This window comes from Jatrophihabitans sp. GAS493, from assembly GCF_900230215.1.
GTDB lineage: Bacteria > Actinomycetota > Actinomycetes > Mycobacteriales > Jatrophihabitantaceae > MT45.
In genome coordinates, this window is sequence record NZ_LT907982.1 from 2,112,117 (window position 1) to 2,128,076 (window position 15,960).

Annotated in this window: 17 protein-coding genes; 12 read left to right on the plus strand and 5 right to left on the minus strand. The window is 68.0% G+C overall.

From position 1 onward, the window contains the following. Positions 1–30: 30 nt before the first annotated feature. From CPH63_RS09725 to CPH63_RS09760, 8 genes are read left to right on the plus strand one after another with little or no spacing between them, the layout of a single operon-like run. Positions 31–1,065, plus strand: coding sequence for an ABC transporter permease (locus tag CPH63_RS09725; RefSeq protein ID WP_096302782.1), 1,035 nt, complete (start codon positions 31–33; stop codon positions 1,063–1,065). Position 1,066: 1 nt separating this feature from the next. Continuing rightward, positions 1,067–1,969: an ABC transporter permease gene (locus CPH63_RS09730; RefSeq protein WP_096302783.1), complete on the plus strand. Its 903-nt coding sequence runs from the start codon at positions 1,067–1,069 to the stop codon at positions 1,967–1,969. After that, on the plus strand, positions 1,969–2,859 hold the full coding sequence (locus tag CPH63_RS09735) for an ABC transporter ATP-binding protein (protein WP_096302784.1): 891 nt from the start codon (positions 1,969–1,971) through the stop codon (positions 2,857–2,859). Before CPH63_RS09730 ends, CPH63_RS09735 begins: the two co-directional genes overlap by 1 nt. Then, positions 2,856–3,680, plus strand: coding sequence for an ABC transporter ATP-binding protein (locus CPH63_RS09740; protein WP_096302785.1), 825 nt, complete (start codon positions 2,856–2,858; stop codon positions 3,678–3,680). The genes CPH63_RS09735 and CPH63_RS09740 overlap by 4 nt, the downstream gene beginning before the upstream one ends. Positions 3,681–3,718: 38 nt before the next feature. Next, positions 3,719–5,059: an LLM class flavin-dependent oxidoreductase gene (locus tag CPH63_RS09745; RefSeq protein WP_096302786.1), complete on the plus strand. Its 1,341-nt coding sequence runs from the start codon at positions 3,719–3,721 to the stop codon at positions 5,057–5,059. A 9-nt stretch (positions 5,060–5,068) separates the two neighbouring features. After that, positions 5,069–6,814, plus strand: coding sequence for an FAD-dependent monooxygenase (locus CPH63_RS09750; protein ID WP_096302787.1), 1,746 nt, complete (start codon positions 5,069–5,071; stop codon positions 6,812–6,814). 23 nt (positions 6,815–6,837) lie between these two features. Next, positions 6,838–7,896, plus strand: coding sequence for an LLM class flavin-dependent oxidoreductase (locus CPH63_RS09755; RefSeq protein ID WP_096305053.1), 1,059 nt, complete (start codon positions 6,838–6,840; stop codon positions 7,894–7,896). A gap of 2 nt (positions 7,897–7,898) precedes the next feature. Beyond that, complete coding sequence (locus CPH63_RS09760) at positions 7,899–8,783, plus strand: serine aminopeptidase domain-containing protein (protein ID WP_096302788.1); 885 nt, start codon at positions 7,899–7,901, stop codon at positions 8,781–8,783. A 33-nt stretch (positions 8,784–8,816) separates the two neighbouring features. Here CPH63_RS09760 and CPH63_RS09765 read toward each other — a convergent pair whose 3' ends face one another. The 4 genes from CPH63_RS09765 to CPH63_RS09780 form a co-directional block, all read right to left on the minus strand. Continuing rightward, on the minus strand, positions 8,817–10,220 hold the full coding sequence (locus CPH63_RS09765; protein WP_096302789.1) for an HNH endonuclease signature motif containing protein: 1,404 nt from the start codon (positions 10,218–10,220) through the stop codon (positions 8,817–8,819). 123 nt (positions 10,221–10,343) lie between these two features. Continuing rightward, a complete protein-coding gene (locus tag CPH63_RS09770; protein ID WP_096302790.1) occupies positions 10,344–11,210 on the minus strand; it encodes a PhzF family phenazine biosynthesis protein in 867 nt (288 codons plus the stop codon). 6 nt (positions 11,211–11,216) lie between these two features. Beyond that, complete coding sequence (locus tag CPH63_RS09775) at positions 11,217–11,453, minus strand: DUF1059 domain-containing protein (protein ID WP_096302791.1); 237 nt, start codon at positions 11,451–11,453, stop codon at positions 11,217–11,219. Between the two features lie 129 nt (positions 11,454–11,582). After that, a complete protein-coding gene (locus CPH63_RS09780; RefSeq protein ID WP_096302792.1) occupies positions 11,583–13,091 on the minus strand; it encodes an MFS transporter in 1,509 nt (502 codons plus the stop codon). Positions 13,092–13,142: 51 nt separating this feature from the next. Between CPH63_RS09780 and CPH63_RS09785 the strand changes: the two genes are divergently transcribed. Together CPH63_RS09785 and CPH63_RS09790 are read left to right on the plus strand one after the other, a co-directional pair. After that, positions 13,143–13,754 (plus strand): TetR/AcrR family transcriptional regulator, encoded by a 612-nt coding sequence (locus CPH63_RS09785; protein ID WP_096302793.1) that lies wholly within the window; start codon positions 13,143–13,145, stop codon positions 13,752–13,754. A gap of 170 nt (positions 13,755–13,924) precedes the next feature. Further along, entirely contained in the window at positions 13,925–14,122 is a 198-nt protein-coding gene (locus CPH63_RS09790) for a hypothetical protein (RefSeq protein WP_096302794.1), read from the plus strand. On the opposite strand, the gene CPH63_RS09795 is transcribed toward CPH63_RS09790, so the two are convergent. Further along, a complete protein-coding gene (locus CPH63_RS09795) occupies positions 14,103–14,531 on the minus strand; it encodes a DUF1398 family protein (protein ID WP_096302795.1) in 429 nt (142 codons plus the stop codon). The genes CPH63_RS09790 and CPH63_RS09795 overlap by 20 nt on opposite strands. 54 nt (positions 14,532–14,585) lie before the next feature. Here CPH63_RS09795 and CPH63_RS09800 point away from each other — a divergent pair, with 54 nt between their 5' ends. Together CPH63_RS09800 and CPH63_RS09805 are read left to right on the plus strand one after the other, a co-directional pair. Continuing rightward, complete coding sequence (locus CPH63_RS09800; protein ID WP_096302796.1) at positions 14,586–15,053, plus strand: MarR family winged helix-turn-helix transcriptional regulator; 468 nt, start codon at positions 14,586–14,588, stop codon at positions 15,051–15,053. Positions 15,054–15,072: 19 nt separating this feature from the next. Continuing rightward, positions 15,073–15,927 (plus strand): DAPG hydrolase family protein, encoded by an 855-nt coding sequence (locus tag CPH63_RS09805; RefSeq protein ID WP_096302797.1) that lies wholly within the window; start codon positions 15,073–15,075, stop codon positions 15,925–15,927. Positions 15,928–15,960: the final 33 nt, after the last annotated feature.

Consider the following 15,960-nt stretch of genomic DNA (forward strand, 5'->3'; position numbering starts at 1 on the left):
CATCTCTACCCACGACAGGAGCAATCGCGCATGGCCAGCACAGCTGCATACGCACCCACTCTGGTATCCAGCCGTCGCGCGAGCACATTGATCAGGGTGCGGCGGGCAAGTAGCCGCACCCTGATCACCCTCCTCCGCTCCGTCGCGATCTTCGTGCCGGTCTTCCTGGTGGCCACCTTCATAACCTTCGGGCTGCGATCGTTGAGCGGCCTGAGCCCGGCCCGCATCCAGCTGGGGGAGGACGCGACCCCAGAGGCGGTGCACCGTATCGAGCAGCAGTGGGGACTGGACAAGCCATTCCTGGTGCAGTACTGGACGTGGTTCGACCACGTCCTGCACGGCGACCTCGGCCGCAGCTGGTCCAACGGGGTGAGCGTCTCGCAGCTCATCGGCGACGGCCTCACCATCAGCCTCTCGGTCGCCAGCATCGCGCTGCTCATCGGGATCGTCTTCGGCTTCGCCCTGGGTACGATCGCGGCGCTGCGTCGCACCACCTGGATCGACCGGGGTATCACTGGCGTGTTGACCGTCTTCTCGGTGATGCCGCCATTCGTTGTCGGCATCGTGCTGGTCGAGGTCTTCGCCGTCGCTCTGCGGTGGTTCCCATCCGGCGGGTACGTTCCGTTCGCCGCCGGCGCCTCGCCCTGGTTCGCCCACCTCCTGTTGCCGGCGCTGGCACTGAGCTTCGACGCGGTGGCCGATGTCGCCCGGCAGCTGCGGGCCGGGCTGATCGGCGCCTACCAGGAGAACTACGTCACCGGGGCGATCGTCCGCGGCCTCAGTCCAAGACCGATCTTCTATCGGCACGTCCTGCGCAACGGCGCCGGCCCGGCGCTGACGGTGCTCGGTCTGCGCTTCCCGGCCCTGATCGGCGGTGCTGTGGTCACCGAGTGGATCTTCGGACTGCAGGGCTTCGGACGCTTCGCCAGTGACTCCGCCCAGGCCGGTGATGTGCCGTCGGTACAAGGGGTTCTGGTCGTCTCGATCGTGCTGGTCGTCACCTTCAACCTGATCATCAACATCGTGCTCGGCAAGGTCACGCCGGCATCGCAGCGAGGAGTCTGACATGGTTCGCCGCATCCTCTCCCTGCGGGCCGGCCGGCTGGCCTTCGGCATCCTCTTCTTCATCGGCTTGCTGGCCATCCTCGGCCCGCTCCTGGCTCCGCACGATCCGCTAGCCACCACCTCGAAGACGCTCGCCCCGCCGTCGGCGCAGTACTGGCTGGGGACCGACTACCTCGGCCGCGACACCTTCAGCCGCCTGCTCGCGGGGTCGCGAATCAGCGTGCTCGGCTCGGTCGAGGTGGCCCTGGTGGCGCTGGCCGTCGGGGTGATCCCGGGGCTGCTCTCGGTCTACCTCGGACGCGTCTTCGAATGGACCAGCCTGCGCCTGGCCGACACGCTGATCGCGCTGCCGTTCCTGGTCTTCGCCGTCGCGGTGACCGCACTGCTCGGCAACGGCATCACCCAGGCCATGCTCGTCGTCGGAGTCCTCGTCTCGCCGGTCTTCTACCGCGTTTCGCGGGCCGCGACGCTGGCCGTCGCCCGCTCGCAGTACGTCGAGGCGGCGCTGATCTCGGGCGCGTCGGTCGGCTGGATCGTGCGTCGACACGTCTGGGTCAAGGTGCTGCCGGCCATCGCCGTCGCGCTGGCCCAGACGATCGGCGTCGGCTTCATCGTCGTCTCGAGCCTGAGTTTCCTGGGCATCGGCGTGCAGCCGCCGGCCCCGACCTGGGGCGGCATGCTCGCCTCCGACCTGAACTATCTGCACTATCAGCCGTGGGCGCCGGTCGCGCCGGCCGCGCTGATCGTGTTGACGGTCTGGGGCTGCAACCTGCTGGCTGACGCCATCCGTGACGTCTCCGGCGAGTCCGGCCGCGCGCTGGTCAACGCCGGCAAGGCGAGGGCTAACCAAGACATCAACCGAGACCGTGGAAAACAACCGCTTCCCGTGGAAAGTAGGGCTTGATGACCATCCTCTCCGAGCGCACCGTTTCAGCGCCGGTCACCCCTACCGAGCCTGCGCCCACCTCGCCCGATCAGACTGTGCTGGCGGTTCGGGACGTGCGTGTGCATGACAACGTCAACGACCGCGAGATCGTGCACGGCGTCTCCTTCGAACTGACACGGGGACGGGTCATCGGCATCGTCGGCGAGTCCGGAAGCGGGAAGACGCTGACCTGCCGGGCCGCGCTCGGGATTCTCCCCGAGCACTTCAGCATCTCCGGCGGGACCATCGAGATCACCGGGCAGGACATCGCCGGCCTCACTCCGAAGCAGTGGACGAACCTGCGGGGCTCCACGATCAGCGCGGTCTTCCAGGACCCAGCCTCCTACCTCAACCCCTCGATTCGAGTGGGGGCCCAGGTCGCGGAGGTGATCCGGGTGAAGCTGGGACTCTCCCGGCGGCAAGCCCGTCAGCGAGCGATGGAGCTGCTCGCGGCGGTTCAGTTGCGCAACACCGCGCTGGTCTACGAGCAGTACCCCTACGAGCTCTCCGGCGGGATGCTGCAGCGAGTTCTCATCGCGACGGCGATCGCGGCGGATCCCACGGTGCTGATCGCCGACGAGGCGACCACAGCGCTGGACGTCACGGTTCAGGCTGAGATTCTGGACCTGTTGGCCGACCTGAGGGAACGGACCGGGCTCGCTCTGCTCGTCGTCTCCCACGATCTGGCCGTCGTCGCGCAACTCTGCGACGAGGTACTGGTGATGCGTCAGGGCGAAGTGGTGGAGCAGGGGCCGACGGCCGAGGTGCTGCACCGTCCCCAGCACGAGTACACGAAGCTGCTCATCGCCGAGCACGAACTCTACGGCCTGGACCGCTACCTCTCCGCCGAAGCAGGCGAGGCGCAATGAGCCGCCCGGTCCTGGAGGTCACCGGCCTCGACGTCCATTACGGCAAGCGGCGGCGTCGCCAGCAGGCTCTGAGCTGTGTTTCATTGGAGGTCCGGGCCGGCGAGACGATCGGGCTCATCGGTGAGACGGGGTCGGGCAAGTCGACCTTCGCCCGCTCCGTCCTCGGTCTGGTGCCGTCGTCGGCCGGCCGGATCCTCATCGACGGGGAGGACGTCAGCGGCTACTCGCGGCGCAACTGGCGCTCGCTGCGGCGCCGGGGCGTCATCCAGTACGTCTTCCAGGATCCGCTGCGCAGCCTGGACCCGGACGTCAGTGTCGGCGATTCGCTGCTGGAACCGTTGCTGATCCAGGGCGTTGCCCGGGCTGAGGCAACCAGCCGGGTTCAGCTGATGCTGGACCGGGTACACCTGGAGGCCGAACTGGTGACGCGACTGCCGGGGGAGCTCTCCGGTGGCCAGCGGCAGCGCGTCGCCGTCGCCCGAGCGCTGGTCACCGAGCCCGAGTTGATCATCCTCGACGAGCCGGTGAGCGCGCTGGACTCGGCCAACCGCGTCGAGGTGCTGGAGATCCTCAAGGAGCTGCGAGCCGCCGGGGTTGCCCTCGTCTTCATCTCCCACGACCTGGGCTCGGTCGCCGGGGTGGCCGACCGGATCGCGGTGATGTACCGGGGCCAACTCGTCGAGACCGGACCGACCCGCCGCATCATCACCGCCCCCGAGCACGTCTACACCCGACTGCTGGTCGGCTCCGCACCGACACTGCGGGCCGGCGCGGCCAGCCGGGCCGAACGCGACGCTCTCCGGGCCCTCCTGAACGCCTGATTTTCCCGACCATCTAGATCAATCCGAAGGAAGAAACCATGACTCGCAAACTTCATCTCGCTCTGCATCCCTACGGCGTGGGCGGCCCCGGCCAGCACGGACTCTGGAAGGACCCGCGGGTGGCCAAGAACGCCAGCATCGACATTCGTTACTACATCCAGCAGGCCCAGGCCGCCGAGCACGCACTGTTCGACGCCCTCTTCATCGTCGACAGCCAGTTCATCAACAGCACCTACCCATCGCACTACCTCAACCGGTTGGAGCCGTTGACGCTGCTCTCGGCCGTCGCCGTGCACACCAACCGCATCGGGCTGGTCGGCACCGCCAGCTCGACCTACAACTCGCCGTTCAACCTGGCCCGGCGCTTCGCCTCGCTCGATCACATCAGCGGGGGCCGGGCCGGGTGGAACGTCGTCACCAGCTTCGACACCGGAACGTCGCGCAACTATGGCCTCGACGAGCACCTCGACTACGCCAGCCGGTACGGCCGGGCGCTGGAGTCCGTGCAGGTCATCCGCGGGCTCTGGGACTCTTACGAGGACGACGCCTTCCCGGCCGATGTCGAGCGCGGAGTCTTCCTCGACCCGTCGAAGCTTCACGCGCTCGAGCACGTCGGGGAGCACTTCAGCGTGGCCGGGCCGCTGAACCTCTCCCGCTCGCCGCAGGGGCAGCCGGTGATCTTCCAGGCCGGCGTCTCCGAAGAAGGGCGTAACCTCGCGGCCCAGGTCGCCGAGGGGATCTACGCCCCGGGCGGATCGCTGGAGCAGGCCCGCGAGTACTACTCGGACATCAAGCGGCGCACGGCCGAGGCCGGACGGGACCCGGAGCACATCAAGATCTTCATCCACGGCGGCCCGATCGTCGCCGCCACCGACGACGCGGCCCGTAGCCGGGAGCGGGAGATCTTCGAGGAGGACAACGACTTCGCGAGCAACCTGGCGCTGCTCGGCCGCGGCTTCGGCGCGCACGACTTCAGCCAGTACGACCCGGACGGGCCGTTCCCGGATGTGGCCCACCTGGCTGAGCGGGGCGGGCGGACGGGGGCGGCGAAGATCATCGAGCGGGCGCGGCGGGAGAACCTGACGCTGCGCCAGGTGGTGGAGACCGCCTCCGATTTCAAGCGCTCGCCCTTCGTCGGGTCGCCGCAGACGGTGGCCGACACGATCGAGACCTGGTTCAACGCCGGCACCTTTGACGGAATCAACCTCGCCTTCCGCACCAACGACGAGCTCAACCTCTTCGTGGACGGGGTGGTGCCGATCCTGCAGCAGCGGGGGCTCTTCCGCACCGAGTACGAGGCGGAGACCCTGCGCGGGCACCTCGGCCTGCCCATCCCGGCCAACCGCTACAGCCGTGAACTCGTCGGATCCCAGGGCTGAGGCGGGCAGATGAGCGACTACTCCGCCACCAGCGGCCGGGACGTGCACACCGTGTATTTCCCGCATGCCACACCACCGGCCGAAGTCGATGTCCTGATCGTCGGCGCCGGCCCGGTCGGCCTGGCCGCCGCCATCGAGTTGACCGCCCGGGGAGTGCTGGTGGCCGTCGTCGACCAGGCCCGGACCGCCACCCTGATCCGGGCCGGGGCGATGGGGCACACCCCGCGGGTCGTGGAGCATTTCCGGCGCTGGGGGGTGCTGCAGCAGATTCGCGACGAGTGGACCTTCCCGCCGGAGTGGAACCGCGGTATTCGCCTCGTCACCTCGCTGGTCGGGCATGAGCTGTTGCCGACCGAAACCCCGTCCTTCAGCGGCCGGGGGAGCGGGCGGCACTCCTCGGAGGAGGCGCTGCGCCGTCCGCAGTCCGCGCTGCAGCAGGTGTTCCTGGAGCACTTGGAGCGGCACAGTGTCAGCGTCTCCGGCGGCTGGCGGCTGACCGCGCTGCGCCAGGATGGCGGGGCCGATGGTGGCGGGATCGATGGTGGCGGGATCGATGGTGGCGGGATCGAGGCCGAATTGGATGAGGGCGATCATGCGGCGACGCGCACCGTGCGGGCCCGCTACGTCATCGGAGCCGACGGTGGCAGCAGCAGCGTACGGCGGCTGGCCGGCATCGAGCGCGACGGCGAATATGCGACCGAGAAGCGACTGCGACTCATCGTGCGCACCGGGGACATCTCCGACCGGGTCGGGCCCGCGCCGAGTGGCACCAACATCGTCTTCAACAACCGGGCCTCCGGCTTCCTCGCCGCTGTGAGTACCCGTGAATGGCGCGTCTACGCGGGGCCGTACCCGCTGGATTACGAACCGACCGACGCCGAACTGGTCGAAGTGGCCCAGGCCGCCTTCGGCTTCGACGTCGACCTCGAGATCGCCTCGGCTACGACGTTCTATCAGGCAACCCGGATAGCCCGGACCTTCCGATCCGATCGGGTGTTGTTGGCGGGCGACGCGGCGCACGTCCGCACCCCGGGCGGGAACCTCGGTGAGGGATTCGGGGACGTGGTGAACCTCGGCTGGAAACTTGCCGCGGTACTCGCCGGCCGCGCGCCGGAGGCACTGCTGGACTCCTACGATCAGGAGCGGCGGCCGCACAACTGGCGGGTCGGCGACTTCGCTCTGGCCCGGGCCCAGCGATCGCAGCTGGCGCTGGCTGACATCCGCCGGATCGGTGTGCCGGACGACGACGACCTCACCGCCGATGCCGTCCGCCGACGGGCCCAGATAGCCGACCGGCTGGCGGCCGACCGGGTTAACGCGAGCGGTGTGACCTTCGACGAGCGCTACGACGCATCGACCGTGCTCTGGTACGAGGAGGGTCAGCTGGAGTCGGAGCCCGGCTGGCGGCCCGACCGGTACGACGACGATCCACGTCCGGGGCATCGGGCTCCGGACGGCGTGATCGATCCCTACGGTGGGACGCTCTATGACCGGATCGGCAGCAACTTCGCCCTGCTGGTGCTCTCGGCCGACCGCAGCGTCGAGGCCGAGTTCATCCGCGCGGCCGCCGAGCGCGGTGTGCCGTTCACCGTTGTGCACTTGGACGATCCGCAGGTACGTGAGCTCTACGGAGCGGAGAACGTCCTGGTCCGGCCGGATCAGCACGTCGCCTGGCGTGGTGCGGAGCTGCCGAACGGCGGAGCCGCGGCTGTTCTCGATCTCATCCTCGGTGCTGCACTCATCACCGTCGCCTAATGGGCGACAGGAAGACGGACATCATGACTGATTCACTTGCCCAGCCGCGATTTCGACTCGGCTTTCTCACCCACGTCCAGGGTCGGGGGAGCGGACCGGCGGAACTGGCTCAGACCTACCGCAATGCCCAGGAACTCTTCGTCGCTGCCGACGAGCTCGGCTTCGACGTCGGCTGGGTCGCCCAGCATCACGTCAGCCTCGGTGGCGGTGGGCTCTCCTCGCCGTGGACGTTTCTCGCCCATGCCGCTGCCCGGACGACGCGGATCCGGCTCGGCACCGCCATCACCATCCTCCCGCTGGAGCACCCGGTCCGGCTGGCCGAGGACGTAGCAGTGGTGGACACCCTCAGTGGCGGCCGGGTGGAGATCGGCGTCGGCAGTGGGGCCAGCGAACTGGAGTACGCCGCCTTCGGACGCGACGCCGCGCGGAAGCGGGAGCTGACCAGCGAAGGGTTGGCCATTCTGCGAACTGCCTTGTCCAATAAGGAGGTTGGGGCCGCCGGGTTCACCATCCAGCCGCCGGTGGCCGACTTCACCGAGCGGATCTGGCAGGGCGTCTTCAGCCAGCCGGGGGCGGAGTACGCCGCCGCGGGCGGGTCGAACCTGCTGCTCAACCGTGCGGCCTACGGTTACGACGCGCCGACCGACGAGGTGCAGCGGCCGTGGGCCGACTCCTTCCTGGGAGCCTGGGACCAGCCCCGGGCGCCGCGGATCGGACTCTCCCGGTTCATCTTCCCGGCGGCCGACAAGCGCAGCGCGCTCGAGCAGATCGGCGCCGACGTGCATCGCGCGGCGCAGAAATTCGGCGCGAAGGGCGCCTTCCCGGTTGGGCTGAGCGTGGAGGAGGCGCTGCGGCGATTCCACTCGTTCTACGGGCATCCCGATGAGATCGTCGCCGAGTTGCAGCAGGAGAAGGTGTTACCGGTGGCGACCGACCTGATTGCCCAATTCAATCCGGCCATCCCCGATCACGACGCGGCGATCCGGGCTCTCGAGCTCATCGCCACCGAGGTCGCACCCGCGCTCGGGTGGCGGCCCGAGGTTCATTCGTCCGCGCGCAGCGCCGAACTGGCTGGAGTCTGAGGATGCCGAGTAACGAGCAGAACGACTACTTCGGGCCGCCCGCACTGCGCGTGCGGGGAACGATCCTGGTTATTCCGGGGCGTGGTGAAACCCCGCAATCCTATGGACGTTTCGCCTCGCGCCTCGCGGCGGACGCCTACCGGGTGCGCGTCCTGCGGCGACCCGAGATCGACCCGGGCGATGTCGACGGGTCACTTCGTCAGCTCGCCGATCAGTTGGGTGCCGCGGTCGCCGATCTGGCCTCAGCGGGACCGATCGCGCAGCCGTTGGTGCTGGTCGGTTCGGACAGCGGTGCGGCGGCAGTCGGCGCGCTCGTTGCTGGCGCAGCGGAAACTGCGGCAGCGGCAACTGGTGTGGCTGTGACTGGTGCGGCTGTGACTGGTGCGGCGGTGGCCGGGGCGGCTTTGCGCGGCGCGGTTGCGGCCGGCGCGCAGCGCGAAGTGGCGTGGTGGCCGCAGGCGGTCGTGCTGGCCGGCTTGCCGGGCTACGGTGCGCACGTGGTTGCCGGCTGGGACGAGGAGCTCGCCGCCCGCACCAGTTGCCCGGCGCATCGGGCCGTGCTGAGTGACGACAGCCAGGTGCAGCGCGGCACGCTGGACGACCCTCTGCCGACGGCGCTGCTCGATGCGGTCTATGGCAGCACCGTCGAGCTCCCGCACCTGCTGCTGGTCGGCGACAGCGACGAATACGCCGATCGCGATGCTCTGGCCCGCGCGGCTAAGGCACTGCCGCAGGCTCGTCTGAGCGTGGTGCGTGGCGCTCACCATGATGTCCTCAACGACCTGCAGCACCGCTCGGTGGCGGCCGAGGCCGTCACGTTCCTCGAGGCGCTGCGGGACGAGTCGAGCCTGGTGCCGATCGTCAACGTTGAGTCGAGCACCTGGTAGCCCCTAGCCGGTGCTGGCCGGCCGGTACTCCGGTCAGGCTGCCTCGATATCCGGTGGTTTCTCACGTGGTGGGTCGTCTGCCGTGCCTTCCGGTGGTGGGTCGGGGTCGCTGAGGGGTGGGGTGATGGATTGGTAGTGGTGGCCGGTTGGGGTGCTCCAGTGGTAGTTGCCGTGGGTGTCGCGGTGGGTGATGGTCCAGCCGAGTTGGTGTTTGAGGCGGTGGTGTCGGCGGCAGAGGGCGTTGAGGTTGCAGGCGCTTGTGCAGCCGGTGGGATACGGGATGCGGTGGTCGAGATCGCAGCGGCGAGCCGGTCGGGTGCAGGTCGGGAAGGCGCAGGTCCGGTCTCGGGTGATGACGTGTTCGGCGAGGTCGCGGGGTGGTGTGTAGGTGCTGCGGCCGCGGTCGAGCAGGGTGCCGGACAGGGGGTCGGTGATCAGGCGGCGCCAGGTGCCGGTGGGGTCGGCGGCGATGCGGCGGGCCAGGGCGGCGGGGATCGGGCCGTACCCGTCGAGGTCACCCGGCAACTCATCCAAGCCCAACAGGGTGGTTGCGGCGACGGTGACGTGAACGCTGGGGCGCAGGCCGTGGGCTTTCGGCAACCCCGGATCGTTCAACGCCCGCAGGGCGATGTTCAGGAACGCATCAGCCCGCCGCTGGTCGGCGGTCCGCCCATCCCCGGGGGCCTGAGCTTTCGACTGGTCGGCGACGGCGTTCACGGCGACCATCACCGCGTCCGCGGCATCGGCGGGGAGGTAGGCCCAGACCGCGGCCATCCCGTCGTCATGAGCGAACCGGGCGACCCGACGCTCCTTCACCGCATCTTCGTGGGCCTGGGCATCGGTTTTCGGGTTGAACTTGGCGACGGCGCGGCGGACGGTGCCGGTGAACTGGGTCGGAGTCTGATGCCCCACCTTGCCCAGCACCGCGTCCTCGACCCGTCGGACGGTGTCGGGGTCGCTGATGTTGGTGATGGCACCGACGAGGGTCATCGCGTGCCGCTGCGTCGTCCGACCCTCCAACAGCAACCGATGCGTGGTCGGGATCCGGTTGACCAGGGTCACGGCGTGGTCCAACGCGAACCCGGCTGTCCGCGGCGGGATCTGCAGCGCACACGACACGTCCGCCTCCGCGGCTTCGAACGCCAACTCCGGCACCGGGGACAGCTCCGCCGCATGAGCACTGATCGACGCCAACAACCCCGCTTCGGTCGCGGCGAACCAGGCCTGCTGACGACGGACCGCGACCAACAGATCCACCCGCCCAGCATGGGTCAACCGCTCCGGGTCCAGCACCCCCAACAACGCCCCCGTCTCAGGACCCGGCTCATGCGCCGCCAACCACGAAGCCACACCATCGGGAAACATCACCGCATCGGCAAACGACGGAACCCGCACAGCAGCCCCATCATCCGTCTCGTCGTACGGTGTTCCTCCCATACCCAGAACCGTAGCGGTGAGGTACGACAAAAGTTCGGTCAGCCGCTGGTTCCGAACACAAGGCACAGGAAAAGTAAGGAGATTCAACTCAAACAAGACCACACAAGGGTGCACCGGTCGGCGCTACAGTCCTCTGCTGTCGCGGCTCTGGACGTGGGCACCCCCGCCGACCCGGGTTGCGATCACCGCCCCGGAAACGTCTCGCTCGGCCTCGGCGCGGAGGATGGACGGCCGCCCCATCCGCCGACCCTGTGCAATGCGCCAGGTGTGCCACCCCGGGGCGTGAAGACCGGCCGCCAGGTGCGCGGCCAATGCCGCAGCCGCGACTCCGGTGGCCGGATCCTCCACATAGCCGGCGCGGCGCGGAAATTGCCGGGCCGTGATGTCGACGTTCTCCGTCCCGGGCGCAAAGGCATAGAAGCCGGTGACGTCGAGCTCGTCACAGACCTGCCAGAGCAGCTCATAGTCCGGCTCCAGCGCATCCAGCGCGGACTCCGCCGGCAACGGAATCATCAGCTTCGCTCGGGCCGTCGACACCGATCGGACCGGTCCCGCGACGTCGTCCACCTTTGTCCGTAGCGCCTCAGCCACCCTCGTCAAGGCGGCCAAGTCGCTGATTTCGGCGCCGACCACGGGCGCGAACTGGTCGACGACGGCTGAGTCGCGGTCCCAGGTAACGCCCAACGGCCCAAGCGGGGACTCGACAACGACGCGATGAGCCGGAAGCCGTCCGGCTCGCCCGAGTAGTACGGTCGCGGCGATCGTGGCATGGACGCACATCTGCATCTCGTGATTGGGCACGAAGTACCGCAGCCGGATATCGCCACCGGCGCGAGGCTGGAGGACGAATGCCGTCTCCGCTCCGAACTCGGCGGTGCTGGCCTGCATGTCTTCCCCCGTGAGGACGTCTGCACCCAGCACCACCGGGCAGGGGTTCCCCCCGCCCAGACCGTCGGCGAAGACCGACATCCATACCGCGTCCGGCGCCATCGTCGGCTAGTCGCTAGGCAGGGCGGCGAAAGCCTTCTTGGTCGAGCGGTACCAGCCCATCCCGGAGATGGGGTGCTTCCAGCGGCCCTTCATGTCACTCAGGGCCGGCTCGTGCGCGGTATCGCCCTGGGCGACCGATTCCTTGAGGTGGGCGTCCTGCGCTTTGATGACCTCGTCGGCGGTCTCGCCGTGGAGCGCGAGATCGCATGGTCCGCCCAGCTGCTTACAGGTCATGGTCTTCATATTTCTGCGGTTCCTCTCGTTGCGGTGGCTGTTATCTGGTCAGCCTAGAAGAGCCGCCGGAGGAGACGCTTCTTTGATCCTGATCAATCTGAACCGGGCGTCAGCACCCCAGTCAGAAGAGGAGGCGCGTCAGGCAGAGATCGGCTCGCTCAGCGCGGCCGGCACCTCGTCACCGGAGTGCTCGTCGATGAGCTGCTCCGGCGCGCCGCGGCGCGAACGGAGGATGCCCCAGCCGACCAGCGCCGCTGAGACAATCGTGAGCGTGATGCCGGCGATGGTTACGGCGCTGGTGAACTGCGCAGCCTGCCCGGTGCTCCAGTTGGCACTGGCGATGTCGCCGCTGAAGCGCGCGGCGAGGATCGTACCGGCGATGGCGATACCGACGGCGGAGGCGACCTCGGTCGAGGTGTCGGTGAGCGCGGCCCCGATGGTCGTCCGGCTCTTCGGAAGACCACGCAGCACGTTGGTCGCAGCGACGACGCCGACCACTCGCAGCCCGGCCGCGACCAGCGCGAGAGCGATGGCGACCCAGACGTACCCGAAACGGCTCAGCAGACCGAAGACAGCGAGGCCGACGACGACGGCCGTGGCACTCATCCAGGCGGCCCGCTCCAGCCCGACGCGCTGCACGAACGGATTCACCAACGCCCCACCCGCGATCAGGACGATCACCTGCGGCAGCATGCCGATGGAGGCCAACGCCGGCGACCAGCCCCAGTCCAGCTGCAACTGCAGCGTCACCAGATAGCCGAGCCCGGCAGTGGCCAGGCCGGCTGCGGCTTTGAAGGCCAGACCACTCGACACCAGCGGGCGGGCCACCAGTTTCAGATCCAGGAGCGGGTGGCGAGCTGAGCGGAGGCGAGCGATGAAGAGAGTCGCGCTCACGGCGACGGCGGCGGTCGCCGTCCAGGGCAGCCACCCGCGGAGACCCTCATTGACGAAGAGCGTCGGGGCGAGGAGGGCGAGCACGATGGTCGCGGTGCCCAGCACAGCGCCGAGCACATCAACCGGATCGCGGTGCAGATCGGCCGGGGCGTCGGCCGCGATTCCGGTTCGCACGCCGACGATCGCGAGCAGTGCGATCGGCACGTTCACCAGCAGCAGCACCTGCCACGGGGCGATCGAGAGCACCAGCCCGCCGACCGTCGGCCCGATCGCCAGTCCGACGAGTCCGACCGTCGAGATCAGGGTGATCGCCCGGACCCGAAGGGTGTCGGAGTCGAAGAGCCTGAAGGCCAGCGCCATCGATCCGGGAGTCGTCATCGCCGCCGCTACGCCCATCGCCACCCGCACCGCGATGAGCTGCTCGGCCGTGGTGACGAAGGCGGTCGCCAGACTCGCGAGACCGAGCAGAACCAGCCCGATGAGCATGACCCGGCGGCGGCCGAAACGGTCGGCAATCGCACCGAAGGCGAGCATCAGCCCGCCGAAGACGACCGCATAGGCGCCGGTCACCCACTGCAGCGTGGTTGTCGAGGCCCGCAGTTCGCGACCGATGGTCGGCAAGGCAACGTTCAGGATCGAGTTGTCCAGCATCTCGAAGAGAAAGACGGCGGAGAGCCCGGCCAGCGCGACCCACGCCTCCCGCAGCGATCGGGGGGAGTGCGGGGACTTAAGGTCAGTCTGATCGGTGGTCATGCCACTATGTTAAGTCACTAAGTTTAGTTACACAAGAAAGTGAGAGATTCAGTGCCCAGGACCGGAGAGCGCGGCGGCCCCCAGACCCGAGCCCGGATTCGGGAGGTTGCCAACCGCCTCTTCCTCGAGCGCGGCTACGACGCGGTGACGGTTGCCGAGGTGGCCCGCGAGGCCGGTGTCTCCAGCGTGACGGTCTTCAACCATTTCCCGCGTAAAGAGGACCTCTTCCTGGATCGCACCGAGGACGCGATCGAGCTGCTCCGTTCAGCCGTGCGTGAGCGAGGTGCGGGTGTTGACGTGCTGGCCTCACTGCGCGAAACCAGCATGCGTCTCTTCGATGACCGCCAGCCGCTCTCCGGGGTCGATGAACGATCCGCGCCTTTCTTTCGCACGGTGGCCGAGTCGTCCGCGCTGGTCGCCCGAGCCCGTGAGATCGCCTCCGAACTCCAGCGCACGCTCGCCGGCGAACTGGACGCAGATCCGACCTACACCGGTGATGGGACGCTGTTCGCCGCGCTATTCATAGCCGGCTACACAGCGGTGATGCTGCAGACCGCACGTCACCTGCTGGCCGGCGCGGCTCCGGGTTCGGTGGTCGACGAGCATCGGGTCCGCCTGGAGCAGCTCTTCGACGCGCTACGCAATGGTGTCGCCTCCAGCTGAGCTGAGATTCCGCCCCGGTCCGGCGGTCTCGGCCGGGGTTCGTTTGGAGTTTGAGCGATCGCGACCCCGACATATGCTCGTCGGCGAGTGGCCGGGTTTGCGGACGGATTCGCGGACGGATTCGCGGCCGGCGAGAGGAGACCGGTGGTCTCAGGGCAGGAGGCACCGGCTTGAAGTCGTTCTTCAGCAAGCGAGGTGCGGTCGGGCTCACGTCGCTGCTCGGCCTGCTCGTGATGCTGTCGCTGCCGGGAGCCGAGTCCAGCGGCCGCAGCACCGTTCTTCAGATCGATGGTGGCGGCAGCTCGGACGGAGCGGTCTACATCGGCACGTATATCCCGGTCCCCGACCTCACCGTGCCGCGCCCGTAGGTAGGTCGACTGCCGGGTAGGCCTCAACGTAGTGCTCCCCGCTCGGGGCGTAGTACGTGCAGGTGCGGGCCTGGAGGTCGACCTCGTACCAGACGACGCCGGCCTCCCAACTCGACTGAACGAACTCGCCGAAGGTGCTTTCGCCGGCTTGGTCGGTGCGGATCGCCGTGATCAACCGAGCCTCGTCATTGCCGGGAACCTGAGTCACTCCGCTGATGAGCGCGGGCCCGGGCTGCAGGACGCTCCCGGCGTCGGTGATGAAGAGCGCAGTCATCGAGGCGACGGTGAACTGGAAACGGATTACGCCGGCCTGCCGCAGAACCTCGGCCAGATAAGGGAATCCGCCGATCTTCGGCCGCAGCTGCTGCGCTCGCTGCTGGGCCGCTTCAATGGTCTGGGTGAGGTTCATGAGTGCTCCGAACGCTGAATTGACAACAGGTTGTCACTCTAGAAAACTGACAACATGATGTCAAACAAACGAGGGGTGAACGACGACTTCGCCCTGCTGGTGGCTGACCTCTACGAGGCCGCTGGGGCGTTTCGACGCAGCGGTGAGCTGATCGCCGCCGCCCAGGGGCAGACCCAATCTCGCTGGCAGACGCTCTCGGTTGTCTCGGCCGAACCCACCACGGTTGCCCAGGCCGCGCGCCGACTCGGGGTGAGCCGGCAGAACGTGCAGCGCGTCGCCAATGACCTGCAACGAGAGGGCCTGGTGATCTTCTCTGACAATCCCGCCCACAAGGGATCGCCGATCGTGACATTGCTCCCGTCCGGGCGTACGGTCCTCAAGCGTCTAACCCATGCGGCGTCGCTCGCCCACCGTGCGCAGCTGCGACAACTGGAGAAGCTCGACCCGAATCTCGACCTTGCTGCTGTGCGGTCAGTGCTGCAACGACTCACTCAAGCTGTGCGTTCGACCGAAGAGCTCTAGCAATGAGGAAGGAACTTGCATGATCCCGGTCAGCTACTTTCCGGTGCCGACCCAGCGCGCTTACCAGGACAATCTCGAACGGATTCGGGCCAAGCCGTACGCGCATTACTTCGACGGCGCGATGTATCTGCGCGAAGAGGTGCTGGCGGCGCTACGAGGGCCAATGGACGCGCGGCACGCGATCTCAACGTCACCGGCTGACCTCAATTCACTACTCGATCCCGGTTACCACGAGGTCGAGAGCGGCTACTGCGAACTCCCCGACGGGAGTGCCTACGTCACCAGTCTGACGAAATTTCCGGGCTGCACCGCGCAGATGCTCCGTTGGTGGATGTGGTGGCACTCCTTCGAGCCGGAGCGCTACTCACTCTGGTATCCGTGGAACCACGTCAGCGTCCGGCGTGACGATCCGGCGACCGAACACCGCCCCGGGCTCACTGACGAGCAGCGTTACATCGGCTCGACCCACATCATCACCGAGTACATCGGCCCCGATCGTATGGATATCGAGATCCACTTCATCGACCCGGCTGACTGGGGCTTCGACACCGGTCGCTTCGCCGGCGCCGGGGTGCAGGCGCACGCCTGCGGGGACGTGTACCTGCGACGGCCGCGGTTGCGGGCCGGCACGATGGTGCACCTGGCCCGCGACACCGATGACGGTTTCGAGCTGCGGTCCCGCTACTGGCTGGCCGACCGGAGCACGATCTCGGTCCTTGGGCGGGAGATCGTCCTCGACCGGCCGGGGAAGGCGCTCGGGATCAAGCGCCGGATGGCCGGGGCCCGGGTTGGCTACGAGCAGTTGCTGCACGACCAGATCGAGTTCACACACCTGGCCGGCTTCCTTCCGCGCATCTACGCCGAGTTCGGCTGACCGGTAAGAAGCGGGCCTACGGTTCGAGCGGCC